19 protein-coding genes are annotated in these 21710 nt (G+C 43.7%); 14 read left to right on the top strand and 5 right to left on the bottom strand.

Annotated features, from left to right (window positions below; genetic code table 11):
• The first annotated feature begins 345 nt into the window (after positions 1-345).
• Together ACFSYC_RS19270 and ACFSYC_RS19265 are read left to right on the top strand one after the other, a co-directional pair.
• Positions 346-1446 (top strand): AAA family ATPase, encoded by a 1101-nt coding sequence (locus tag ACFSYC_RS19270; protein ID WP_377130496.1) that lies wholly within the window; start codon positions 346-348, stop codon positions 1444-1446.
• A 362-nt stretch (positions 1447-1808) separates the two neighbouring features.
• The gene (locus ACFSYC_RS19265; RefSeq protein WP_377130495.1) at positions 1809-4526 is read left to right on the top strand and encodes an outer membrane beta-barrel protein; all 2718 of its coding nucleotides are present in this window, start codon (positions 1809-1811) and stop codon (positions 4524-4526) included.
• Positions 4527-4978: 452 nt separating this feature from the next.
• Here ACFSYC_RS19265 and ACFSYC_RS19260 read toward each other — a convergent pair whose 3' ends face one another.
• Positions 4979-5743 carry a DUF4382 domain-containing protein gene (locus ACFSYC_RS19260; protein WP_377130494.1) on the bottom strand — a complete coding sequence of 255 codons (765 nt, stop codon included), beginning with the start codon at positions 5741-5743 and terminating at the stop codon, positions 4979-4981.
• Between the two features lie 365 nt (positions 5744-6108).
• Between ACFSYC_RS19260 and ACFSYC_RS19255 the strand changes: the two genes are divergently transcribed.
• The gene (locus ACFSYC_RS19255; protein WP_377130493.1) at positions 6109-6807 is read left to right on the top strand and encodes a hypothetical protein; all 699 of its coding nucleotides are present in this window, start codon (positions 6109-6111) and stop codon (positions 6805-6807) included.
• A 71-nt stretch (positions 6808-6878) separates the two neighbouring features.
• Here ACFSYC_RS19255 and ACFSYC_RS19250 read toward each other — a convergent pair whose 3' ends face one another.
• Complete coding sequence (locus ACFSYC_RS19250) at positions 6879-8504, bottom strand: PAS domain S-box protein (protein WP_377130492.1); 1626 nt, start codon at positions 8502-8504, stop codon at positions 6879-6881.
• Positions 8470-8718 carry a hypothetical protein gene (locus ACFSYC_RS19245; protein ID WP_377130491.1) on the bottom strand — a complete coding sequence of 83 codons (249 nt, stop codon included), beginning with the start codon at positions 8716-8718 and terminating at the stop codon, positions 8470-8472. The genes ACFSYC_RS19250 and ACFSYC_RS19245 overlap by 35 nt, the downstream gene beginning before the upstream one ends.
• A 305-nt stretch (positions 8719-9023) precedes the next feature.
• Here ACFSYC_RS19245 and ACFSYC_RS19240 point away from each other — a divergent pair, with 305 nt between their 5' ends.
• From ACFSYC_RS19240 to ACFSYC_RS19220, 5 genes are all read left to right on the top strand, one after another.
• Complete coding sequence (locus ACFSYC_RS19240) at positions 9024-9860, top strand: PAS domain S-box protein (protein ID WP_377130490.1); 837 nt, start codon at positions 9024-9026, stop codon at positions 9858-9860.
• A gap of 81 nt (positions 9861-9941) precedes the next feature.
• Positions 9942-10307 (top strand): response regulator, encoded by a 366-nt coding sequence (locus ACFSYC_RS19235; protein WP_377130489.1) that lies wholly within the window; start codon positions 9942-9944, stop codon positions 10305-10307.
• Between the two features lie 17 nt (positions 10308-10324).
• Positions 10325-10852, top strand: a complete 528-nt coding sequence (locus tag ACFSYC_RS19230) for a DUF892 family protein (RefSeq protein WP_377130488.1) — start codon at positions 10325-10327, stop codon at positions 10850-10852.
• 516 nt (positions 10853-11368) lie between these two features.
• Positions 11369-11695 carry an ArsR/SmtB family transcription factor gene (locus tag ACFSYC_RS19225; RefSeq protein WP_377130487.1) on the top strand — a complete coding sequence of 109 codons (327 nt, stop codon included), beginning with the start codon at positions 11369-11371 and terminating at the stop codon, positions 11693-11695.
• Entirely contained in the window at positions 11685-12182 is a 498-nt protein-coding gene (locus tag ACFSYC_RS19220; RefSeq protein WP_377130485.1) for an SRPBCC family protein, read from the top strand. Before ACFSYC_RS19225 ends, ACFSYC_RS19220 begins: the two co-directional genes overlap by 11 nt.
• A gap of 140 nt (positions 12183-12322) precedes the next feature.
• Here the strand turns inward: ACFSYC_RS19220 and ACFSYC_RS19215 are convergent, their stop codons facing one another.
• Positions 12323-13816: a PQQ-dependent sugar dehydrogenase gene (locus tag ACFSYC_RS19215; RefSeq protein ID WP_377130484.1), complete on the bottom strand. Its 1494-nt coding sequence runs from the start codon at positions 13814-13816 to the stop codon at positions 12323-12325.
• 79 nt (positions 13817-13895) lie between these two features.
• Here ACFSYC_RS19215 and ACFSYC_RS19210 point away from each other — a divergent pair, with 79 nt between their 5' ends.
• Together ACFSYC_RS19210 and ACFSYC_RS19205 are read left to right on the top strand one after the other, a co-directional pair.
• Entirely contained in the window at positions 13896-15179 is a 1284-nt protein-coding gene (locus ACFSYC_RS19210) for an AI-2E family transporter (RefSeq protein ID WP_377130483.1), read from the top strand.
• 82 nt (positions 15180-15261) lie between these two features.
• A complete protein-coding gene (locus ACFSYC_RS19205) occupies positions 15262-15480 on the top strand; it encodes a hypothetical protein (RefSeq protein WP_377130482.1) in 219 nt (72 codons plus the stop codon).
• Positions 15481-15565: 85 nt separating this feature from the next.
• On the opposite strand, the gene ACFSYC_RS19200 is transcribed toward ACFSYC_RS19205, so the two are convergent.
• Positions 15566-16231 (bottom strand): 3-keto-disaccharide hydrolase, encoded by a 666-nt coding sequence (locus ACFSYC_RS19200; protein WP_377130481.1) that lies wholly within the window; start codon positions 16229-16231, stop codon positions 15566-15568.
• A gap of 193 nt (positions 16232-16424) precedes the next feature.
• Here ACFSYC_RS19200 and ACFSYC_RS19195 point away from each other — a divergent pair, with 193 nt between their 5' ends.
• The 4 genes from ACFSYC_RS19195 (at position 16425) to mgrA (ending at position 21575) form a co-directional block, all read left to right on the top strand.
• Positions 16425-17780 (top strand): Gfo/Idh/MocA family protein, encoded by a 1356-nt coding sequence (locus tag ACFSYC_RS19195; protein WP_377130480.1) that lies wholly within the window; start codon positions 16425-16427, stop codon positions 17778-17780.
• 22 nt (positions 17781-17802) lie between these two features.
• Positions 17803-19563 carry an alpha-L-fucosidase gene (locus ACFSYC_RS19190; protein ID WP_377130478.1) on the top strand — a complete coding sequence of 587 codons (1761 nt, stop codon included), beginning with the start codon at positions 17803-17805 and terminating at the stop codon, positions 19561-19563.
• 7 nt (positions 19564-19570) lie between these two features.
• Positions 19571-20398 carry an alpha/beta hydrolase gene (locus tag ACFSYC_RS19185; protein ID WP_377130477.1) on the top strand — a complete coding sequence of 276 codons (828 nt, stop codon included), beginning with the start codon at positions 19571-19573 and terminating at the stop codon, positions 20396-20398.
• A gap of 187 nt (positions 20399-20585) precedes the next feature.
• Positions 20586-21575, top strand: a complete 990-nt coding sequence (gene mgrA / locus ACFSYC_RS19180; protein ID WP_377130476.1) for an L-glyceraldehyde 3-phosphate reductase — start codon at positions 20586-20588, stop codon at positions 21573-21575.
• Positions 21576-21710 lie beyond the last annotated feature (135 nt).

The raw sequence follows: 21710 nt of genomic DNA, 5'->3' as shown, positions 1-21710 counted from the left end.
CCCCAAGCAAGTATTCAGCTATAATCTTTTGTTTGTTTTTGTGTTTCTGTTTGTCCATTTGTCCATCAGTTTTGTCAACCTATAGCAGGACAAGTCAATGACACAAAACAACAGATTCTAATCAAATTCTACGCCATTCACTCCCTCCCTCGGGAGGGGTGCGGTTGGCAGGCGCGGTGGCAGGGAGGGGTTTAGCCGCTTTGTCAAACCCCTCCCTACACCCTCCCGGGGGAGGGAATCGCACTGGGCCCGGCTTTTCAATTACGCATAATACCCCACCTACTGACAAAACACTGTCACCATAATTCAGCGCTGGGCGGGCTACCTTGCATAAAATCTTTTATTATGAGTGATGCTAACCTGCTTGACAATCTTGGTCGCCCGCCCGAGATTGAGCTGCTGCGCCGCGAGGCGGCCCGCAAGCCTTTAACGACTAAACAAACCAAACAGCTTAACAATTATTTACAAGGCCCGCCCGACAGCAAAGACGCTTTCATTATTAAAAAAGCTGCCGACTGGCTAACCACAGGTAAAAACAGGCTGCGCTCTGCCGATAAGCTCTTCGATCATTTTTGGTACGAGGGCGAGCTGTGCATTATGTTTGCCGATACCAACGTGGGCAAATCTATCCTGGCGGTGCAGCTGGGCGACAGCCTGAGCAGGGGCGAGGCTATCCCCGGTTTCGGCCCGGCGCGACCTGCCGAACAGGTGCTGTATTTTGATTTCGAGCTTACCGCCGCGCAGTTCGAAAAGCGTTATAGCAGTTTCCATGATGGCAACTATCCCTTTAGCGCCAACTTTTACCGCCTGGTTTTTAACCCCGAGTCGGTAGGCGCGCGCAGGTTTGACAGCTATGCCGACTACCTGAACAACGGGATAGAAAACGTATTGGTGGCCACCAAGGCGCGCATATTGATCATTGATAATATTACCTGCCTGCGCAGCGGTACCGAAGCTGCGGCCAGCGCCGTAAGCCTGATGAAAAACCTGCAAGCCATAAAAAACAAGTATGGCCTGTCTGTACTGGTGCTGGCGCATACCCCCAAACGTAACCCTGCCAAACCGGTAACGCGTAACGATTTGCAAGGCAGCAAAATGCTCATCAACTTTGCCGACAGTGCCTTTGCCATAGGCGAAAGCCAAACCAGCCCCGGCCTGCGCTACCTTAAACAAATAAAGCAACGCAGCGGCACCGAGGTATATGGCGCAAACAACGTTGCCCTTTGCCAATTGGCAAAGCCAGCTAATTTTTTGCAACTGGAATTTACCGGCTTTGGCCCCGAAGCCACGCACCTGCTGCACTACACCGAGCAGCAACGCAAAATAACCGAAGAGCGCATTGCCGAGCTAAATAACCAGGGCCTAACCGTACGCGCCATAGCCGCCGAAACCGGTGTTTCGTTTAGTACCGTGCATAGGGTGGTGAAGCGCTTGAATAATCAATAATCAAAATTGTCTTCGCAGCGGTCGCTCGTAAGACCCTGCGTGGTTGGTGCGAGGGAGGGCATCGTGCATAGCAGGGTTTCTGTCTAGAGACCCAGCGGGGACAGGAACAGATATGGGTCTTTTGGTATATTATCTCAGGGGTTTTTATGCTTGCAAGTGTTCTTCGCAAAAAGCCGCAGTGGCTGACTTTCTGGACGGCACCACTGAAAAACACCACTTCCGCCGAAACTTATAGTTAAAAATTGTTAAAAGAACCTTTCAATTGTTAAACTTAATCATTTATCACTTAAGTATTAATATTTTTAATCGACTTAATAAAATCTAATCCGCCTAACACAATTTATCCGTAGTGGGCATACCTTATGCAAAAATCAATTTTACTTATGTTATCGCTGTCGATACTTGCTTCGACTGCTTTAGCACAGCGCGGCTCCATTAAGGGCGTAATATTAGATTCTATATCTAAAGCACCCATTGAGCGTGCTACTATCGCCATATTTAACCAAAAAGACACTTCGCTTATAGCTTATACGCTTAGCCAAAAAGACGGCTCATTTAAACTTAGCGCATTGCCCATTGATATTAGCAACAGTGTGACAATTTCTATTATGGGATATACCACCTTTAGAAAAGCGCTCAAGCTTAAGCCTAATGTGTCGACAGACTTGGGACCATTAACCTTGATTGCACGAAGCCTGCGGGAAGTAGTTATAAAAGGCGAACGCACGCCGATATCAGTGAAAAAAGATACCATCGAATTCGATGCCGAAGTCTTTAAGACCCGTCCTAATGCGGTAGTCGAGGATTTGTTGCGGCTACTACCAGGCGTACAAGTTAACTACGACGGAAGCATATTAGTGAATGGTAAAAAAGTAAATCGTTTATTGATAGACGGAAAGCGTTTTTTTGGTAATGACCCCAAAGTAGCCACCAAAAACCTTGACGCAGATATGCTTGACAAAATACAAGTTTATGACGACCGCGAGGATGACCCCGACCATAAACTTAGCGATAAAGATGTTGGGAAGGTTATCAATCTTAAAATGAAGAATAAGATTAAGAAGAGCACATTGGGTAAGTTATACGGGGGGATAGGAACGCGCGGCAGGTATGAGGTTGGCGGCATTTTGAGTAACTTTAGGGATACCCTGCAGGTTAGTTTGATAGGGCTGTCGAACAATCTTAATTCAACCGGTTTTTCTCAGGATGAATTATATACTATGGGCGGGTTTAACAGATCGCAAAGCGGCCAATACTACGACGGGACCTTTGGGGGGCAGAATTGGGGTGGCGGGATACAGAGCATTACCTCTGGCGGCCTAAACGTTAACAATGATTATGGCGAAAGGCTGCGGATGAACCTTACGTACTTCTACACTGGTACAAATACCGTCAACACCAGTAAAAACCAATCACAGCAAACTACAGATCAAACGGTGTTGAACAGTCAATACCAGGGCAGCAATAACAACATCAGCCGGAAACAAGCTATTGGCGGGACGATAGAGTGGAAGCCGGATAGTAATATGCGCATTCTTTATACACCTAACTTCAGTTTTCAAACAAGCCCAAGCACTTATATTTATGCAGGCAGTACCAGCAATATTCAAGGTCCAATAACTTCGTCCTTTACTAATCAATCGGGCGATGACAACAGCAATAACTTCGGCCACAACTTTATGTTTTACCATAAACTGGGACATAAGGGCAAATCTATCACCCTAAATCAGTCGATAAGTTTAAACAATACCGGTAATTCCTCTTATAGCTTGCAAAAAATTGTGTCTTATGTGTCGTCAATTCAAACGCAATTATTGGACAGGCTTGACGACCAAGGGTCTGTAAACAATACGTTCGGCCTAAGCGCTAACTACTATCATCCAATTACAAAAAAAATTATCGCTGAGCTAAATACCAATAGCAGATACCTTTTAATAACCGGTAAAGAGTTTGTTTTTGATAAAAATCAGACTACCGGTTTATATACTTTGTTTAATGATTCCTTAGGAAAGAACTTGGTACGCCATTGGTTTGTGCAAAATATAAAGCCGGTACTAACGTACAAGTTTAAAGACGATATTAGTATTAAAGTGGGCTTAGACTTTGAGACTCAAAATGTAACCAACTATTTTAATATTGATACAGTACGCAATATCAACAAAAAATATTTTCTCTTATTTCCATCGGTAGAACTTAATGTCAAGAGCTTTTCTGCGAGTTACACCGAAGCTTATGACGTGCCTGGTATAGACAACATGCTGCCAATTACCAGAGTATATAATGCATTATATAAGGTGACCGGAAACGCCGACTTAATGCCGAGCAGGACACACGATTTTAGGTTAAATTATTATAAATATAATAACGACAAACAGCTAAATATTAGCTTTTGGACTTGGGTAACCCTTTTGCAAAACGCAATTATCTCCAAAACAACTATTGATGCTGTAGGCGCACATACAACAAACTTTGTGAACAGGAACAGCAGCATAAGAGAAAATTTTGGCGGTAATATCGACAAACAATTTAAAGCGCGGCAAAAATGGCAAATGGGGTTAAGCAATAGTTTTGGCGGTAGTCTTTACAAAGCGGCTTTTTTCTTGAATGCCGATGAAGGCACCCAATATGATTATAGGTTTAACACTACCCAAAATATTAATTTCAATTATAATAAAGTTCTTAGTATTAATACTAATTACCAGTTTACTATCCAATCAACCAGATATAAAGAGGTTAATTACGCAACAGTAAATACATTAACGCACACTGTTGGCAGCGATATTAGTGTACGTTGGCCCGTTCATTTTGTTTTTGAAGCCAAGTATAATTACAATTATCGGCCGCAGGTAGGCCAGGGCTTCCAGCGATCAAGCAACATTGTAAATTTGGCGGTAACTTTATTAATGTTGAAAAAGGATAAGGGCCAGCTTAAGTTGTCGGTTTATGATCTTTTTGACCAAAACATATCCGTCTATAGATATGCCGGGCAGAACTCTATTACTACCTCTGAACAACAGATATTAAAACGTTATTTTACGGCCACTTACCAATATAAATTTAGTTCTTATAAATCTAAGTAAACATAAAGCTAAGCATGTAAGTTGAAAATTTTGCTAATTTCCCTGGGTACTGACTAGCCTAATCATAACAAAAACATATGGCATTTTTAAAAACCTTATCGTATTTGTAATAATCAATTGAAATAGGCAGATTAAAATAAAATTTTGATCCAATGTTGGCAGTGCTTTCTACTAATTCCTTCACCCTTGTTGGTGTTACCACCAACAAGTCCTTGGATGGAACCTCGGATCCTATTCAAGGCATATAGTTGTTGGTGTTAACACCAACAACGGCATAAAGTAATCCAGGACCAGTTTTACGGATTTCCCGCGCTATCCCCAGGTGTCACCTTAATATTGTTGCCAAAAAAAGCGCAAAAAAATCAGTTTAATGAGTAGTCCATTCTTACTCATTAAACTGATCCACTATTTTACAGAAGCCCGCTTTGAACTTATAACGGGACTACGGCTTTTTACTGGGTTATGGCAATGCTACCCAAGTCTTTAACCGAACCGTTAACTATCGTAACATTGTCTACGGTTTTACCTGCATAAGGTGCTATAGGTGCAAAGTTTACCCGATAAGAACCTGCAGCTAAGCCAGGGAAATAGAATTTACCGGTAGCATCAGTAACCGTACCAACAGTATCTGTCCCCATAATAGCATAAACTTTTGGAAAAGCAGCAGCCGGTACAACCATGCCTGTCAAAGCGCCGGATACAGCAGCTGGAATGGCCCTGATCACCGGTTTCAGATTGTATTTGCCGTTACCGGTTGTCACAATTGATTGTGCGGCATCAAAGTCTAACAGTAACGTGTAGGCAATACCCGGGGTCAGGTCATCCTGTACTTTGAGTTTCACGCCTGACGTTTGTCCGCTTGGGGTATTCAGATCATAAGAAATGCCATTGATAACTACCCTGTTACCAGTATTGTTCAATACTAAACGAACTTCCTGCAAACGGCCCGCCGGAACATCAACTCCCGCAAGCACGGTATCCCTGCCGTTTCTGAAACGGAGAATATCGATAGGGGTGCCATTAACATTTACGGTTCTTTCACCGCCTGAGGAAAGGATAACAACTTGTTTAACGCTAAGGATCACGGCGTCATAAGCACCCGGCGCATCGGTCATTTTTACAGTAACCCGGGTGGTACCCTCTGTATTAGAACTTTTTTTGCATGACGCAAAGCTTAAACCTAAAACGGCAACGGAAAATAAAATTAACTTTTTCATATATAAATTGGTTTTTAATGGGGTGTTTGTTTTAAACGTTAATTAACATGAAAGGTTTAATCAAATTCTTTTAGCGGCGATATGTTTGTATTAAATATATTACAACGATATTGTTTGTCGTGCTGATTAATAATGCACTGTTCCGGCTGCTTCCAATAGTGCAGGACTTAATCCCGTATCAGCTTACCAGGCGATTTGCAATCTGCATACCCGATGCCCCACGCGGATCGGGAGATCCGCAACAAAGTTAGTCCGGGATTACAAACTGACTAACATTAAACGATCCTCCTGTCACGGAATCCTTACTTGCAACTCATTGCATGTATTCCTACCTTTAGGTAACAATTCCTTCACCTAATCACACCATGAAAACAACCCTTGTTATAGCAGCTTGTTTGATATCCTTCCACTGCATCGCCCAATCTAAGATCAATCTGCAATTAAAAGTGCAATTGGACTCGATCCTGCAAACGGACCAAGGCATCCGCGCTATAAATGATACCGAAACCAGCGAAAAGCAAAAAGATTCGCTGGCAGTATTTTTTGGCCAGCCAAAAGAGGTGTTGATCAAGCAATTTTGGAACTATGCGCATAAGATCGATTCGGCTAATATGATTAAAGTTGAAAAGATCATATCACAATATGGCTATCCTGGTAAAACTTTAGTGGGCGAGCCTGCAAACCTGGCCGTATTTTACGTGGTGCAGCATGCGGGCAAGATCCCCAAATTTTATCCATTGATAGAAGAGGCAGGTAAGAAGGGGGAGCTGCCTTTTATGTATGTGGCCATGATGCTGGACAGGAAGCGACTTCAAGAGCATAAAGAGCAGGTATACGGCACGCAGGTATACGGCGAAACTTTTACAGATCCTAAAACCGGCAAAAAGCGTTTTTTACACTACGTAGTACCAATACAAGATGCAGCCAATGTAAATAAGCGCCGAAAAGAAGCCGGCTTTGACAGCACTGTAGAAGCAAATGCAAAACGTCTCGGGGTTGTGTACAAGCCCTACACCTATCAGCAAATTGAGGATATAAAAAGCGGGAAGGTATCTTTAGATTGAGTGACTTATAACTTCGCTTTTGTTGGTGATAACACCAACAACGGCATAAGAAAAACCTTATCTTATTTCCCTTAATCCATTGAAATCGGCAGGTTGAAATAAAATTTTGATCCAACGTTGGCAGTGCTTTCTACTAATATCCTGCTATCATGAAATCGCAATATTTCTGCAACAAGGTACAGGCCTATTCCAAAACCTGCGACATTTTTAAGCTTGTCATTTTCAACGCGGTAAAACCTGTCAAACAATTTGCCCTGATCTTTCTTATCAATCCCAATACCGGTATCGGTAACAGAGATCTGTGCCTGGCCATTGATCTTTTTACAGCCAATAATTATGGTAGTATTAACCGGGGAGTATTTAACGGCATTGCTGACCAGGTTTTCCATAACCTGCGCTATCTTATCGCGGTCGGCTACTACAGAAACATCGTCACAATCTTTCAGCACTATCTGGTGTGTAGGCGATAATATCTTTGCATAATGCTCAACTTCTAATAATAACTCATGCATGTTAAATCGCTCAACATCTAAGTCAAATTTACCTTCTAACAGTTTGGCATTATTAAGAAAGTTTTGGATCAATACCGACATTTTGTTAGCCTGCTTCTCAACCCTGGACAGTGCATCTATCCGGAATGCGTCGTCCGCGGCCCGTGCTTTGGCCAATAGTAACTGCACGTAAGATTTTATGGTAGTTAACGGGGTTTTTAATTCATGGCTGGCAATGGTAATAAAGTCATTTTTACGCATTTCTGCCAATTTTTGATCAGTGATATCTCTCGCGATTTTAGAGAGGCCGATAATTTCATCGGCATCATTTTTTATTGGTGATACCGTAATAGAAATATCTAAAAGTTTGCCATCTTTTGTAAGGCGCTTTGTTTCAAAGTGCTCAAGGCGTTCATCATTTTTCAAGCCATATAATATTTGCCGTTCTTCTTCGACCTTTTCTGGCGGGATAATTTTCAATATAGATTGACCGACTATTTCGTCAGAAGTGAAGCCAAACATCCTTTCGGCAGCTTTGTTCCAGCTTTCAATCATGCCGTGCAGGTTTATACTGATAATTGCATCGTAGGATGATTGAATAATAGCAGATAACAAGGCACTTTTTTCGTCAGCTAACTTAATGTCGGTGATCTCAAACACGGTCCCTATAAAACGAATGGGGTGATTGTCATCGTTAAAAAAGACTTTACCCCTTGATCTTATCCAGCGGGTTTTTTTATCACCGGCGCCAATCGCCCGATATTCCACATCATAATCGCCATCGGATAACGCTTTTATAAACGCGAAATTTACAATATGGCTATTCACCCGCTCACGGTCGGCAGGATGTAGTCCGGGTAAAAAGTCATCCTCATAAGAAACTTGTTTCTCCTGCGCGATATCAAACATTTCCCGACATCTTGCATCCCAAAACATTTCACCGGTAACCAGATCCTTGTCAAACGTCCCCAGGCGCGCTGCAGCAATTGCTGACCTTGCCGATTCTTCTGATGCAGCCAACCTTTGCCTTGACAGCACTAGTTCAGTAACATCATTGGCGAAACAAAATACACCGGTTATCTGTCCGTCCTGGTCTTTAAAAGGCTGGTAAGAGAATTTGAAATAAAAGGTTTGCAATATTCCGTCAACGACGATATCCGCGCGCTGATCATTAAACGAATGGGTAATTCCGGTATGATAAAACATCCAGCAACAACTGCTTAAAGGGCTGATTTTCTAACTCTGGCAAAACTTCATGAAACGGCTTGCCTATCACATAATTCGTTTTCCCCCAGGCCTTTAGTGTGGCTTCGTTAGCGATAGTGACAATCATATCTTCGCCCTTGCACAAATAGACAGGGAAGGGCGAGGCGTTTATAATCGTCCTGAGCGTATGAATATCATTTAGTAGGTCTCCCAAAATATTGTACTTGAAATTATAGCAGAAGAACCTATCGGTTCATCGATATGTAAATAACAAATCATTATTGTTTTACGCAATAATGTTTAGAATAGATTTATAATAGATTATTCGGTTCTGCTAATAAACGGTAAAGATGAATTATAAATTGTTCACAAAACCGCCAAAATGTGTCTAAAACTGACATAATTAAATCAGTTAAAATAAATTTAAAACAATTTACCCTTAGTTATTATTTTGATTTTTATAATGATATAAGTGTTCGAAAATTAAAAAATAGCATACAAACTATCTGATAGAAGAACATGGAAACGTTGAGCCCGGATGTCGTTTTGGATTTAGAATACTTTTTTGAATTATCACCGGATATGCTTTGTATTGCTGGTGATGACGGATACTTCAAAAAGATCAATTCCGCTGTATCCAATACATTAGGTTACAGCAAGGAGGAACTTTTTGGCTCACCTGTCAACACCTTTATTCACCCGGACGACCGCGAGATCACCGCGCAGAAGCATAACACGTTGAGAAAAGGCGAGCCATTATTGAATTTTGAAAACAGATACATCGCTAAAACCGGTGAAATCATTTGGCTCTCATGGACATTTGTGCCTATAATAAGGGACAAACTGGTTTTTGCAATTGCCAAAAATATAACCTACAAAAAACAAATAGAAGAATTTGACCGGATATCCCTTATCCTGGCTATGATCAATGATGACCATAAACAACGATTTAAAACAGGTCAAAATAACGTTAATGCTAAAGCTTTGATCATACCTAAACTTAAGGTAAATGCAAAAGTAAACCACGAACCATCGCCGCTGGACCAACAATGGTTAAGCAATTTTGAAAGTACGGTTAGAAAATATGTGGGCCGCTTAGATTTAACGCTTCATATGATTAGTGATGAATTAGCCTTAAGCGAACGCCAGTTATACAGGCGTGTTGACCGAATTTTAGGTATCACACCAAATAAACTGGTTAGGATAATCAGGTTACAATTAGCCTGGGAAGCTATTGCATCCGGTAAGTACCGTACCGTGGCCGAAATTTCAAGCCTTGCCGGTTTCAAATCACGCGCACATTTTAGCAAGCTGTTTAAAGAGGTTTATGGTATTGATGCTACGGAGTTAATGTGATTTGATTTTAATTAGAAATTAACCAAAACCATTTGTAATATTTTAATTGGAACAACTTTTGACTAATAGTGTAAAATCCTAATGATGTCTAAACGTATACTGGTTATTGATGATGATGATGATATATTGTCCATATTGGACATAATTTTTGGAGAGGAGGGATATGAGCCAATATTGTTTAAAACCGGAACAACAACCGAAGAGATAAAAGTACTTCATCCTGACCTGATCTTACTTGATGTAAGGATAGCCGGGTTCGGCAAAACAGGTGCGGAAATCTGTAAAGAGATCAAAACCGAAATGGATTTAGCTAATATTCCTGTACTGCTTGTGTCTGCAGAGGAAGATGTTGCTGTATTAGCACGCGGTTGCGGTGCAAATGGTTTTGTTAGCAAGCCTTTTGATATTTATTATTTGCTTACTAAAGTTAAAGAATTTTTACCTTAGCGGCCAAAATAGCCGTTATGAGTGAACAACCTGATCAGCATAGTTCGTGGAAAAAGATAAACTTAGGTTCTGATAAACTTAAAATTTTTTTCTTAAAGCATCTTGACCGTATCTATGCGGCCAAGCTTCACCTTGTTTCTAAACTCCCAGCGCTCGCCGACGAGGTTCAGTTTGCCGACCTTAAAAATGCGATTGAAGAAACGGTTGAGGATGTTCAAAAGCAAATAGCAAGAATGCAGATAATTTATACTTTGCTGGATGGCGAAGTTGCTCATGGCAGTATTCATGGATTGACGGGCCTGATTGAAGATGCCTTTGAAGCGATAAACGAACAACAGGACGAACCTGAGTTAAGGGATCTGTCCATTATATTTTATCTCCAGAACATCGAAAGCGTCGAAATGGCTTCTTTTCAAATATTACAAATGGCAGCCGTCAAATTGAAAAACAAGCATGTAAACCAGCTGCTTAAAGAAAATTATGATGAAGCGAAAGCTGATCGTACTTTGTTATTGCTGATCTCTTCTAAATATATTACCAATTAATCTGGTCATCTAAAGACTTTTTTCTATAGTCGCTGGGACTACAGACTTCCAATAGCGGGATGGGTGCTCACGGGTTGTCATGGTGAACATGTAGCATCAGCGCGCAAAGGCCTTCGCGCGCCCCTTCGACGGGCTCAGGGGTGACAACATACTTTAAGGTACGAGCCAGCAGCTTACATCGCATCAACCAAATTAATAAAATAAAAAAACGCGGACATTTTAGCCCTGCTTCTTACACTATTTTTTTGATTTTTATAATCCAAACACTTGTACCAAGCTGCCTTTGTCATACACATAAGGCGATGTCCAGATCAGTTTGTGTTTGCATCATAACCTATGTTTAGCAGGTGCGGCACCGGGATTGATAGTTTTGGGCCGCTCAATTCTATGTTGAGTAAAGCCTATCTGGTACCGGCGATTCATTGATAGTTGGCAAAAAACATAAATAAATTTGCGAAACCGAAGAGTTGCACATATATTTGCAACCGAAGGGTTTCCTAAATTTAAATACATCCCATGAGACGAGACATATTCCAGGCAATTGCCGACCCAACCAGGCGGGCCATTATTACTTTGATTGCCTTGCAGGCAATGACACCTAACGCCATAGCCGACAACTTTAATAGCACCAGGCAGGCCGTATCAAAACACTTAAAAATTTTAACCGAATGCCAGCTTGTAAAGCAAGAGCAGCAAGGTAGGGAAATCTACTACTCGCTGGAGGTGGATAAAATTAAGGAAGTGGACAAATGGATTGAACAATTTAGAAAGATCTGGGAAACCAAATTTGACCAGCTCGATAATTTATTAGCAACAATTAAAAAAACCGAAAATGAAAAATAACTTATTATTTGATTTCACTATTGATAAGCCAGCTAAAACGGTAACCATCACCCGCGAATTTGCGGCCGAACTGTCGCTGGTATGGGATGCCTTCACCAAGGCCGAGTTATTGGACCAATGGGTGGCCCCGGCACCTTACACCGCCAAAACCAAATACATGAATTTTGAAGTAGGTGGCAAAAGGTTTTACGCCATGGTAAGTCCCGAAGGAAAGGAAAGCTGGGCGCTGCAAAAGTATACCTCCATTACGCCAAAAACCAATTTTAAAATGTTCAACACTTTCGCTGATAAAGACGAAAACCCGCAGCCAACAGGCTCAGACTGGGATTATACCTTTAGCGAACAAGATGGCATCACCAAAGTGAATATCCTCATCTACAACGAATCTTTCGAAAGGATGGAAGGCCTGCTTGAAGGCTTTAAATCAGGGTTTACCGCGACACTAGAGGATTTGGAAAGTTTATTGGCAGCGTTAGCGCAAAAATAATTTATTGTTAAGTCCCTTACCCGATGTCAATGGTGAGCCCATCAAACCATAGCGGATAAGGCCCTCGCACTGCGTTTCGACAGGCTCAGCCTGACCAAGCTCTTATCCTACTACTGCGTAAATGATCAGTCCGGGCCTGATTATTTACGCTTTTTATCCATTTCACCACTCATCCCCAGGTAAGTATATTCAATTATTGCCCCGGCTTGATTGATCTGCCCCGGGTTTTGTCTTGATGGGTTGGATGATGTGGCGGAGCTATCGGTAGCCAAATAGATCTTTTTGCCATCGGGTGACAGGGCTATGTCGCGGTAACGCGCCTTGCTTTTAAAATAGCCTATGGTATCGCCGGTTATGGCGTCGCCTTTTTGATTTAATTTTAAACGTATTAACTTATTGCCTTTAAGGGTGGGTACTAACAACGAGTTTTGCCAGCCGGGGATGGCGTTTGCTGTGTAAACATCCAGGCTGCTCGGTGCTTCAGACGGCCAGCCGCCGCGTCCGTTATTTTGAAAAAGCCGGCTTAAAAACGCATTGCTGTTTGGATACAGTGTTATTAGCGGGTTACCGTAAGCATTGCCCATAGCAGCGGCGTTTGCTTTTTCGTCGACAATAAGTGGGTAACTCGTATGCCATTTACCGGGCAGGGACTCGTGATCAGTAATACCTGCGGCCAGCCCGTTATAGTTACCATCGGCATAGCCAATAACCAACGGGTGGCCATAGTTTTTACCTTTGCTAATGATGTTAATCTCGTCGTCAGAAAAAGGGCCATGCTCGCTCTCGTACAGGTAACCGGTACCGTTTACTACAGCATACGCCAGGCCTTGTGGATTGCGGTGGCCCGTACTATACACGGCACTTTGGCGGCTGGCGTTAAGAGGGTTGTCGTTTGGTATCCAGCGGTCAAAAGCACCGGCATCTTTATCAGGCTCAGTATTAAAGCGTAGTATTTTACCTTCGTAACTATTTTTGTTTTGCGCGTTGTTGGGTTGGCCGGCGTTGCCAAACTGACCGGCACCCATATCGCCGGTGCTGTAAAATACGTAGGTTTTGCCGGCTACCGGGGCCAGGGTAAGCCTGCTACCATTATGATCATTGCTTTGCGGTATGCTATCGCACAAAATGATTGCGTCAGTTAGTTTTTGGGTTTGCTTGTTGTAGGTATAACGCACAACGCGGCCCTTAAAGGCGCAGCCGCCATAATTAACAGCGCAGCCGTTGCCTTCTTTGTTGGCCCCCTCATATTTATAAACATACATGAGGTATACATACGGTTTACCGTTTAATAGTTGCGGGTGCAGGGCCATGCCCATAAGTCCCCCCGCGCTCCAGGGTTTGCCACCGGCCGCTCTGCCCATTTTATCATAGCGCGGAAATTGGCGCTCTGTATTCAGATCCAGCAATACCGTTTTTTGTCCGCTGGCCGGTTTTATCCTGCTTAGCAGGTAACCTTTAGATTCGGTGGTCCACAGGTAGCCATCCGGGCCAAGCGTAATTTCCCAGGGGTCGGCCAAATTACTGGTAACCACACGTACGCCAAAGCGTTCGCCCAGGGGCCCGGTTACCGTTTGTGCAGTGCCTACGTTGGCTATCGCGAGGCTAAATAAAAGTAGCGTAAGTATTTTTTTCATACCTGTCATAACAAATGTTTCCGGCGGATTGTAGCAATTTTTGTTCCTTAAATCTAAACATAAATTTATAGTTGAGCGCATGTCGCGTGTGGCGTTGCCTTTCCCCGGCTTAGGCATCCTGCTATTATTAAACTTTTTACCAGCCATCACCTCCAGTCAAACTAAAGTGTGGTTAAAATGTTCATACATCGCGGTGCGCATTTACGGCACTATTAATACCCCAACTATGGACCTGAAAACTTTTACCAATTTCCCTTTTTATATCAAGCTGGCTGCAGTATTGTTTAGCCTTGTCGCCATTGGTTTTATGGTGATCGTCGCTAAAGAAATCCTTTCGCCGCTTATTTTTTCGTGCTTATTCTCTATTTTATTATTGCCGTTAGCGGCGTTTTTCGAGTTTAAATTACGCTTACCCCGCAGCGCGGCATCTATGGTGGCCGTGATATTATTGCTTTGCTTTGTAGGATTGTTGATCTATGTAATCGGCACGCAACTAGCCGACTTGTATAAAGAGTGGCCGCAGTTTCAGGAGCAGATAAAAAATACGCTATGGGAGTTTAGGGGCTGGGTACAGGATAATTTCCACATATCCAGGGGTAAACAGCTTAGGGCTGCCGACGCCGCTACCAGCAAAGTACTGTCGCCGGACACTGCCGCCGTTGGGGCCACGGTATTGTCGGTATCGTCTATCCTGTTGTTTTTGGTGTTTACATTTATCTATACGTTTTTCTTTTTACTGTATCGTCGGCTGATTTTGAAGTTTTTGGAATCCGTTTTCTTGAAAGAAAATAAGCTTACGGTGTACAAGATCATTGAGCAAGTACAGTTCATTATTCGCAAATACATTATTGGCTTACTCATAGAAATGGCTATTGTGGCCATAGGGGTTAGCACGGCCTTTACTTTTATGGGGGTTAGGTATGCCATATTGTTAGGCATACTTACCGGGCTGTTTAACGTTATCCCTTATGTGGGCATCTTTGTAGCACTGTGCATTAGCGCTACTGTGGCCCTGGGCACTTCGCCGGACAGTACGCAGGCTATTTGGGTTATAGTAACACTGGTGGTTACGCACCTTATAGACAGCAATGTTTTACTGCCGCTGGTAGTAGGATCAAAAGTGCGGATCAATGCCTTAGTTACCGTAATTGGTGTAGTAGCCGGCGAAATGATATGGGGGATACCCGGCATGTTTCTGTCTATCCCATGTATAGCAGTTATAAAGATCATTTTTGACCATGTAGACGGCCTGCAGCCCTGGGGTATTATACTGGGCGATGAAGAAAGAAAACAAAATAAACTGGCTACCCGCCTGATGGTGAAAGACAAAAAAATTGCTAAAGACATTGGTAGTGCTCGCTAAACATTTCTTAACAAAATAATAATCTGGAAATCAGCAATGCGGCACGGGGCTTGTTATACCACAAGCCTAAACAAAAACTACCATGAATTTATACAATTTGCCTGAGCCGGAAGATACCGAGGATGTATCATTGGACGAAACAACTGACACAACCTACAATGAACTGGAGGAGGACAGTGACGACGAACTGGACGTTGAAGACGACGTTTTAGAAGACGACGAGGACGATATATCAACCGTCCTTGACGACGAAGATGACGTTATTGCAGACCCCGACGAGGTTGAAGACGACGAGATTTAGTACATCTTAAAAAGCCGCTTTATTTATCATAATAGAGCGGCTTTTTAGATGTTAGCGTAAGCGTTAAAGCTTATCCTTTTAAATGTTAGTCAAGCTCCGCCAGCTTAACATTTTTGTAATACACTTCGGCGCCCTCACTCTGCAGTAAAATACGGCCGCTGGTTATGCTTAGCCGTTCGCCCTCGTTAACCACCACGCCGTTCACTATATATTTAAATGTGCCGTTTTTTGATATCACTTCAACCGTGTTCCAATGGCCTTTGGGTAGCTCGGCATCGCCCTTTTTAAATACGCGCGAATAGTCCTTGGGCTCAGTGCGTTTGCCATCTACTACAGCGGTTGTATAGCCTATCAGCCATAAATCGCCTACATCCCCCTTTTGTATCTGGCATTCAATGGACTTTGGCCAGATCTTATCTTCAGCCTGCACATGGAAACAGATGCCTGCATCGCGTTTGTCGCGTTCGCGGGGAGGGTAGCGGTTGTCGCCCCACTTAAACTCTACCGACAGATGGAAGTTGCTGTAACTTTTTTTAGTAGCGATATAAGCAAACTTTTGCCCGGACGCGTGGATCTCGCCGTTCTCAACTTTAAAAAGATTTTGCGTGCTGGTGTCCGTCCCTTTTTTTTCGGCGAAGGTGGTCCAGCCTTGCAGGTCGCGCCCATTAAAAATGCGTTTGAGTTCGGGTGTTTGCGCTTTGGCAAAACACCAGGGAGCAAGAGCTAAAAGCAGTAAGTATTTTTTCATCATAATTGGTGATGGAAGTTAAGCGGGATTTGTGGGAAATGCAAACGGCTTGTTCGCCGGTTATTATAGTATTACCCAGCCACCAATCTTTCCTAACCAAATTATTACAAAAACACCTGGTACGTTTACACGCTGATATGTAAATAATTGTAACTTAGTTACCCAAACCAATTAACCAAAATACATCTTACCAACAATGGAAAAGAGAAGAGACTTTATAAAAAAGGTAGCTATCGCTACCGGCGGTGTGGCTATGGCCGGCAAAACCTTTGGCTTTACAGCTAAAAGCTATAATCGTATTATAGGCGCGAATGATCGTATCAATGTGTCTATCATCGGGCTTAATGGCCGCGGTGGCAGCATGTGTACTACCTTTGCCAAGCAAGCCAATTGTTTGGTAATCAGTGTTTGCGATGTAGACTCGCGCACCATTCCGCTTGTTCAGAAAAAAATTCAGGCTGCTGCCAAATTAGCCAATGCACCAAAGGGCGAGGGCGATTTCCGTAATGTTTTAAAAGACAAAGATGTAGACGCCATATACATAGCAACCCCCGACCATTGGCACGCGCCTATGACCATTATGGGTTGCCAGGCAAATAAACACGTTTATGTAGAAAAACCACTAAGCCATAACCCCCGCGAAGGCGAATTGGCAGTTGAGGCAGCCCGTAAATATAAAAAGATAGTACAAATGGGTGCACAGCGCCGCTCGTCGCCATTGGCTATACAATGTGTAGAGGAGCTGCATGCGGGAGTTATTGGCCGCGTATATTTTGCTAAATGCTGGTATACCAATGCCCGTAAATCGTTAGAGCTAAAACCGTCTGCCGTGCCAGAGTGGTTAAACTACGAGCTTTGGCAGGGCCCTGCGCCGCGCCAGGCTTACCAGGATGGTTTGATTCATTATAACTGGCATTGGCTGTGGACTTATGGCACCGGCGAGGCCCTGAACAATGGCACGCACGAAGTGGATTTGGCACGTTGGGGCTTGGGCGTTGATTTCCCTACCCGTGTAACATCTGTAGGTGGCCGTTACCAATTTAAAGATGCCTGGCAAACACCGGATACCCAGATTGTAAGTATGGATTATCCTGGCCGCGTATCGTTGATGTGGGAAAACCGCAGCTCTAACGGGCGTAAAATAGAGGGTACAGACCGTGGCGTTATTTTTTATGGCGACAATGGCAGCGTTGATACCGACGGCGAAGAATATACTATTTATGACCTTGCCGGTAAGGTGGTAAAAGAGGTTAAAAAACAAGGCCCGGTAGAGGACGCGTCTATCCAGGGTCGTAACACTGCGAGCCCAAGTTTGGGTATGGATAGCCTGCACGTAGCTAACTTTTTAAACGCGATACGCAATAATACCAAACCAAGCTGCGATGTGGAGCTTGGTTACAAGAGCGTTGTAGCCATGCAACTGGGTAATATAGCCTGGCGGGTGGGCCGCGATTTACATATAGACCCAACAAACGGTCACATTAAAAACGACGCGGATGCACAAAAACTGTGGAGCCGCACGTATGCACCGGGTTGGGAGCCTAAAGTTTAGTTAGATATTTATTAAGCTGATAATGTTAAAATATACTCGTTTAGGCAGCGTCGTTTTGACTGCTGCAGCATTTGTGTTGTCCGTTAACGTTGCTACCGCAAAAGGCGACCCGAAGCCGAAAAAAGCCACTGTTAAAAAAGCCATTATTGAAACAAACCGTATGGCCTGGTGGAGCAAAGCGCGTTTCGGGATGTTTATTCACTGGGGCGTCTATAGTGTGCCGGCGGGGGTTTACCAGGATAAAAAGATCCCCGGTTTGGGCGAGTGGATAATGCACGAAGCTAAGATCCCGGTGGATACTTATCAGGGATATGCTAAAACTTTTAATCCTACAAAATATAACCCTGCCGAGTGGGTAAAGGCAGCAAAAGCTGCCGGCGTTAAGTACATTGTAATTACTACCAAGCACCACGATGGTTTCGCGCTATTTGACTCAAAGGCCAGCGACTGGAACATCGTAAAACAAACACCCTACGGCAAAGACGTTATAAAAATGTTAGCCGACGAATGCCGCAAACAGGGTATGAAACTGGGTTTCTACTACTCGCAGGCCAACGATTGGTCTAACCCGGGCGGCGCTGCCGCCGGTGGCCATTGGGACAAAAAGCAGGACGGTAGCTTTGACGATTATTTGGACAAAGTAGCCGTTCCACAAATTAAGGAGATACTGACCAATTATGGCGATGTATGCGAGCTTTGGTGGGACGTACCAACCGACATGACCAAAGAGCGCGCTGCTAAGTTTGCGCCGCTTGTTAAGCAGTACCCAAACATGATTACCAACAATCGTTTGGGTGGCGATGTGCAGGGCGATATTGAAACGCCTGAGCAATACATCCCGGCAACGGGTATACCGGGTCGTTTTTGGGAAACCTGTATGACTATGAATGATACCTGGGGCTACAAAATGCATGATGAGCGCTGGAAATCAAGCCAAACACTGATACGTAACCTTGTAGACATTGCATCAAAGGGTGGTAATTATTTGCTGAACGTCGGCCCAAAATCAGACGGTACTTTCCCGGAGCCTATCACGCAGCGATTGGCAGATATTGGTACCTGGATGAAGGTAAACAGCGAGTCTGTTTACGGTACAACGGCAAGCCCGTTCCGCAAAATAAGCTGGGGTAGGGTAACTACCAAGGCCGCGGGTGCTAACACTACTTTGTACCTGCATGTATTTGACTGGCCTGCTAATGGCGAATTGCTTTTACCCGGCCTAGATAACCAGATCCTATCAGCCAAATTGTTAAGCGGATCTACCATGTTTAAAAGCAAAAAAGTAGCCGACGGACAGGTATTAACCTTAACAGGTGCTGCAAGAGATGTTAACTCGACGGTTATAAAACTGACCATAAAAGGTAAGCCACAGGTAACGGCTGTTATTCCGTCTGCAAATGCTGATGGCTCATTTGTGTTAAGCCCTGCTGATGCGGATCTGAAAAACGGCGTACAGTCAGAACATACGCCGCCAAATTTTGGTTACTGGACCAGCCCCAAAGCAACCGTTTCATGGCAGATAAAAATTACCAAGCCGGGTATTTATACTATTGAAGCTCCGGTAGCTGCTGTTAGCGAAGGCAATGCGTTTACCATCCAAATTGGTGACGAAGCTTTAAAAGCTACAGCCAAAGCAACCGGTAACGATGGCCGATATCAAGTGAATCAGCTGGGACAGATCAACATTAAAAAAGCCGGTGTAAATACCATTACCATAACACCTGTTGCCGACGGCTGGCAGCACATTAACATGCGCGCCCTTACCTTTAAACCTGTTAACTAATATACCAATGAAGAAATATTTATTGCTGCTTACCTGCCTTTTATTTACCCTAACATTTGCCAAAGCAGCCAAAGTTGACACCGTTGAGACTTACAGCGATGTGATGAAGAAAAAGATCAAAGCGCTGGTAATTACCCCGAGCAATTATGAAACCAGTAAGGAGTGCCCCGTAGTATACTTGTTGCATGGCGCAGGCGGCAATTACAAGCAGTTTATTGGCCTTAACCCGGCCATTGCTAACTGGGCAGACCAATACCACATCATGATAGTGGGCGTAGATGGCGGCGTTACCAGCTGGTACTGGGACAGCCCGATAGATAAAGATTTCCAGTATGAAACCTATGTGTCTAAAGAGCTGGTGGGCTTTATCGACAAGAATTATAAGACGATCAAAAACAAAACAGGACGTGCTATTTCAGGGCTAAGTATGGGCGGGCATGGTGCCATGTATTTGGCTATCCGTCACCAGGATGTTTATGGGGCCGTGGGTTCCATGAGCGGCGGGGTGGATATCCGCCCCTTCCCTAATAACTGGGATATGGCTAAGCGCTTAGGTACTTATGCCGAAAACCCGGAGCTTTGGGAGAAAAACACAGTAACTAATCTGCTCTATCTTATCAAACCAAATTCGTTAGCTATTACGTTTGATTGCGGGGTGGATGATTTCTTTTACCGCGTTAACGTACAATTGCACGAAAAAATGGCCGACCGTAATATCCCGCATGATTTTACCGCCCGCCCCGGCGCGCACACCTCGCAGTATTGGGCAAATTCGGTGGTTTATCATTTGATGTTTTTTAATACTTACTTTTTGAAGGCGAATTTGCAGAAGTAAACCACCTTGTCATTGCGAACGAGGAACGAGTGTAGCAATCGCGAATTTTCCGTGACGTATGCCGCTCTCCGTGCGATTGCCACGCTACGCTCGCAACGACGGTTCTTATAAACAATTTATATAAACACAAAATCGCTGTTCGAGGTATCTGACAGCGGACAATTAAATATAATTAATAACAATCTACATGTCTTACCAAGCATCACCAGAACGATATAATTCAATGCCTTATAAACGCAGCGGTAAAAGCGGCTTAAAGCTGCCTGCTGTTTCATTAGGTTTATGGCAAAACTTTGGCGGTTACGATACTATGGAGAATAGCCGTAATATTCTGAAAACAGCTTTTGACCATGGCGTTACCCACATTGACCTTGCTAACAACTACGGCCCGCCGCCGGGATCAGCCGAAGAAAGCTTTGGGCGGATTTTGCATACCGATTTCCGCGATCATCGCGACGAATTGATTATATCATCAAAGGCCGGCTATACCATGTGGGATGGCCCTTACGGCGATTGGGGCAGCAAAAAATACCTGGTATCAAGTTTGGACCAGAGCCTTAAACGCATGAAGCTTGATTATGTAGATATTTTTTATCACCACCGCCCGGACCCGGAAACACCATTGGAAGAAACCATGGCAGCCTTAGATCTGATCGTTCGACAGGGTAAGGCTTTGTATGTGGGAATTTCCAACTATAAAGCGCCCGAAGCTAAGGCGGCTATACAGATGTTGAAGCAAATGGGTACGCCCATCATTATCCATCAGCCCAAATACTCTATGTTTGAGCGTTGGGTTGAGGACGGATTGATGGATGTGTTGCAGGAAGAGGGTATAGGCTGTATCCCGTTTTCGCCACTGGCCCAGGGCTTGTTAACCGACAAATACCTAAAGGGTATCCCGGCTGACTCCAGAGCCTTAAAAGTTGGAGATTCGCTCACAGAAAACAGCATTACACCAGAAAGGGTTGAACAAGCCAAGAAGCTCAACGAAATTGCTAAACAACGCGGGCAGAAACTGGCCCATATGGCATTGTCTTGGATCTTAAAAGACGATCGGGTTACATCGGTATTGGTAGGCGCCAGCAAACCAGAACAACTGCTCGACTCATTAAAATGCCTGGATAACACCAAGTTTAGCCAGGAAGAGTTGAGCTTGATAGATGACATCCTTAAGTAACGATACCATTTAATTGAAACTAAAAAAGCCACCCTTTCAGGCACGAATGGTCGGAAGAAATTCCGACCATTTTTATGTTTTGAAAAACAAACCCGGGTCTCCGCCGCATTGCACAACGATCAGGGCTATAGCGAG

Source organism: Mucilaginibacter antarcticus, assembly GCF_042686155.1.
GTDB classification, from domain to species: domain Bacteria; phylum Bacteroidota; class Bacteroidia; order Sphingobacteriales; family Sphingobacteriaceae; genus Mucilaginibacter; species Mucilaginibacter antarcticus.
This window is presented reverse-complemented; position numbering and strand designations above follow the sequence as displayed.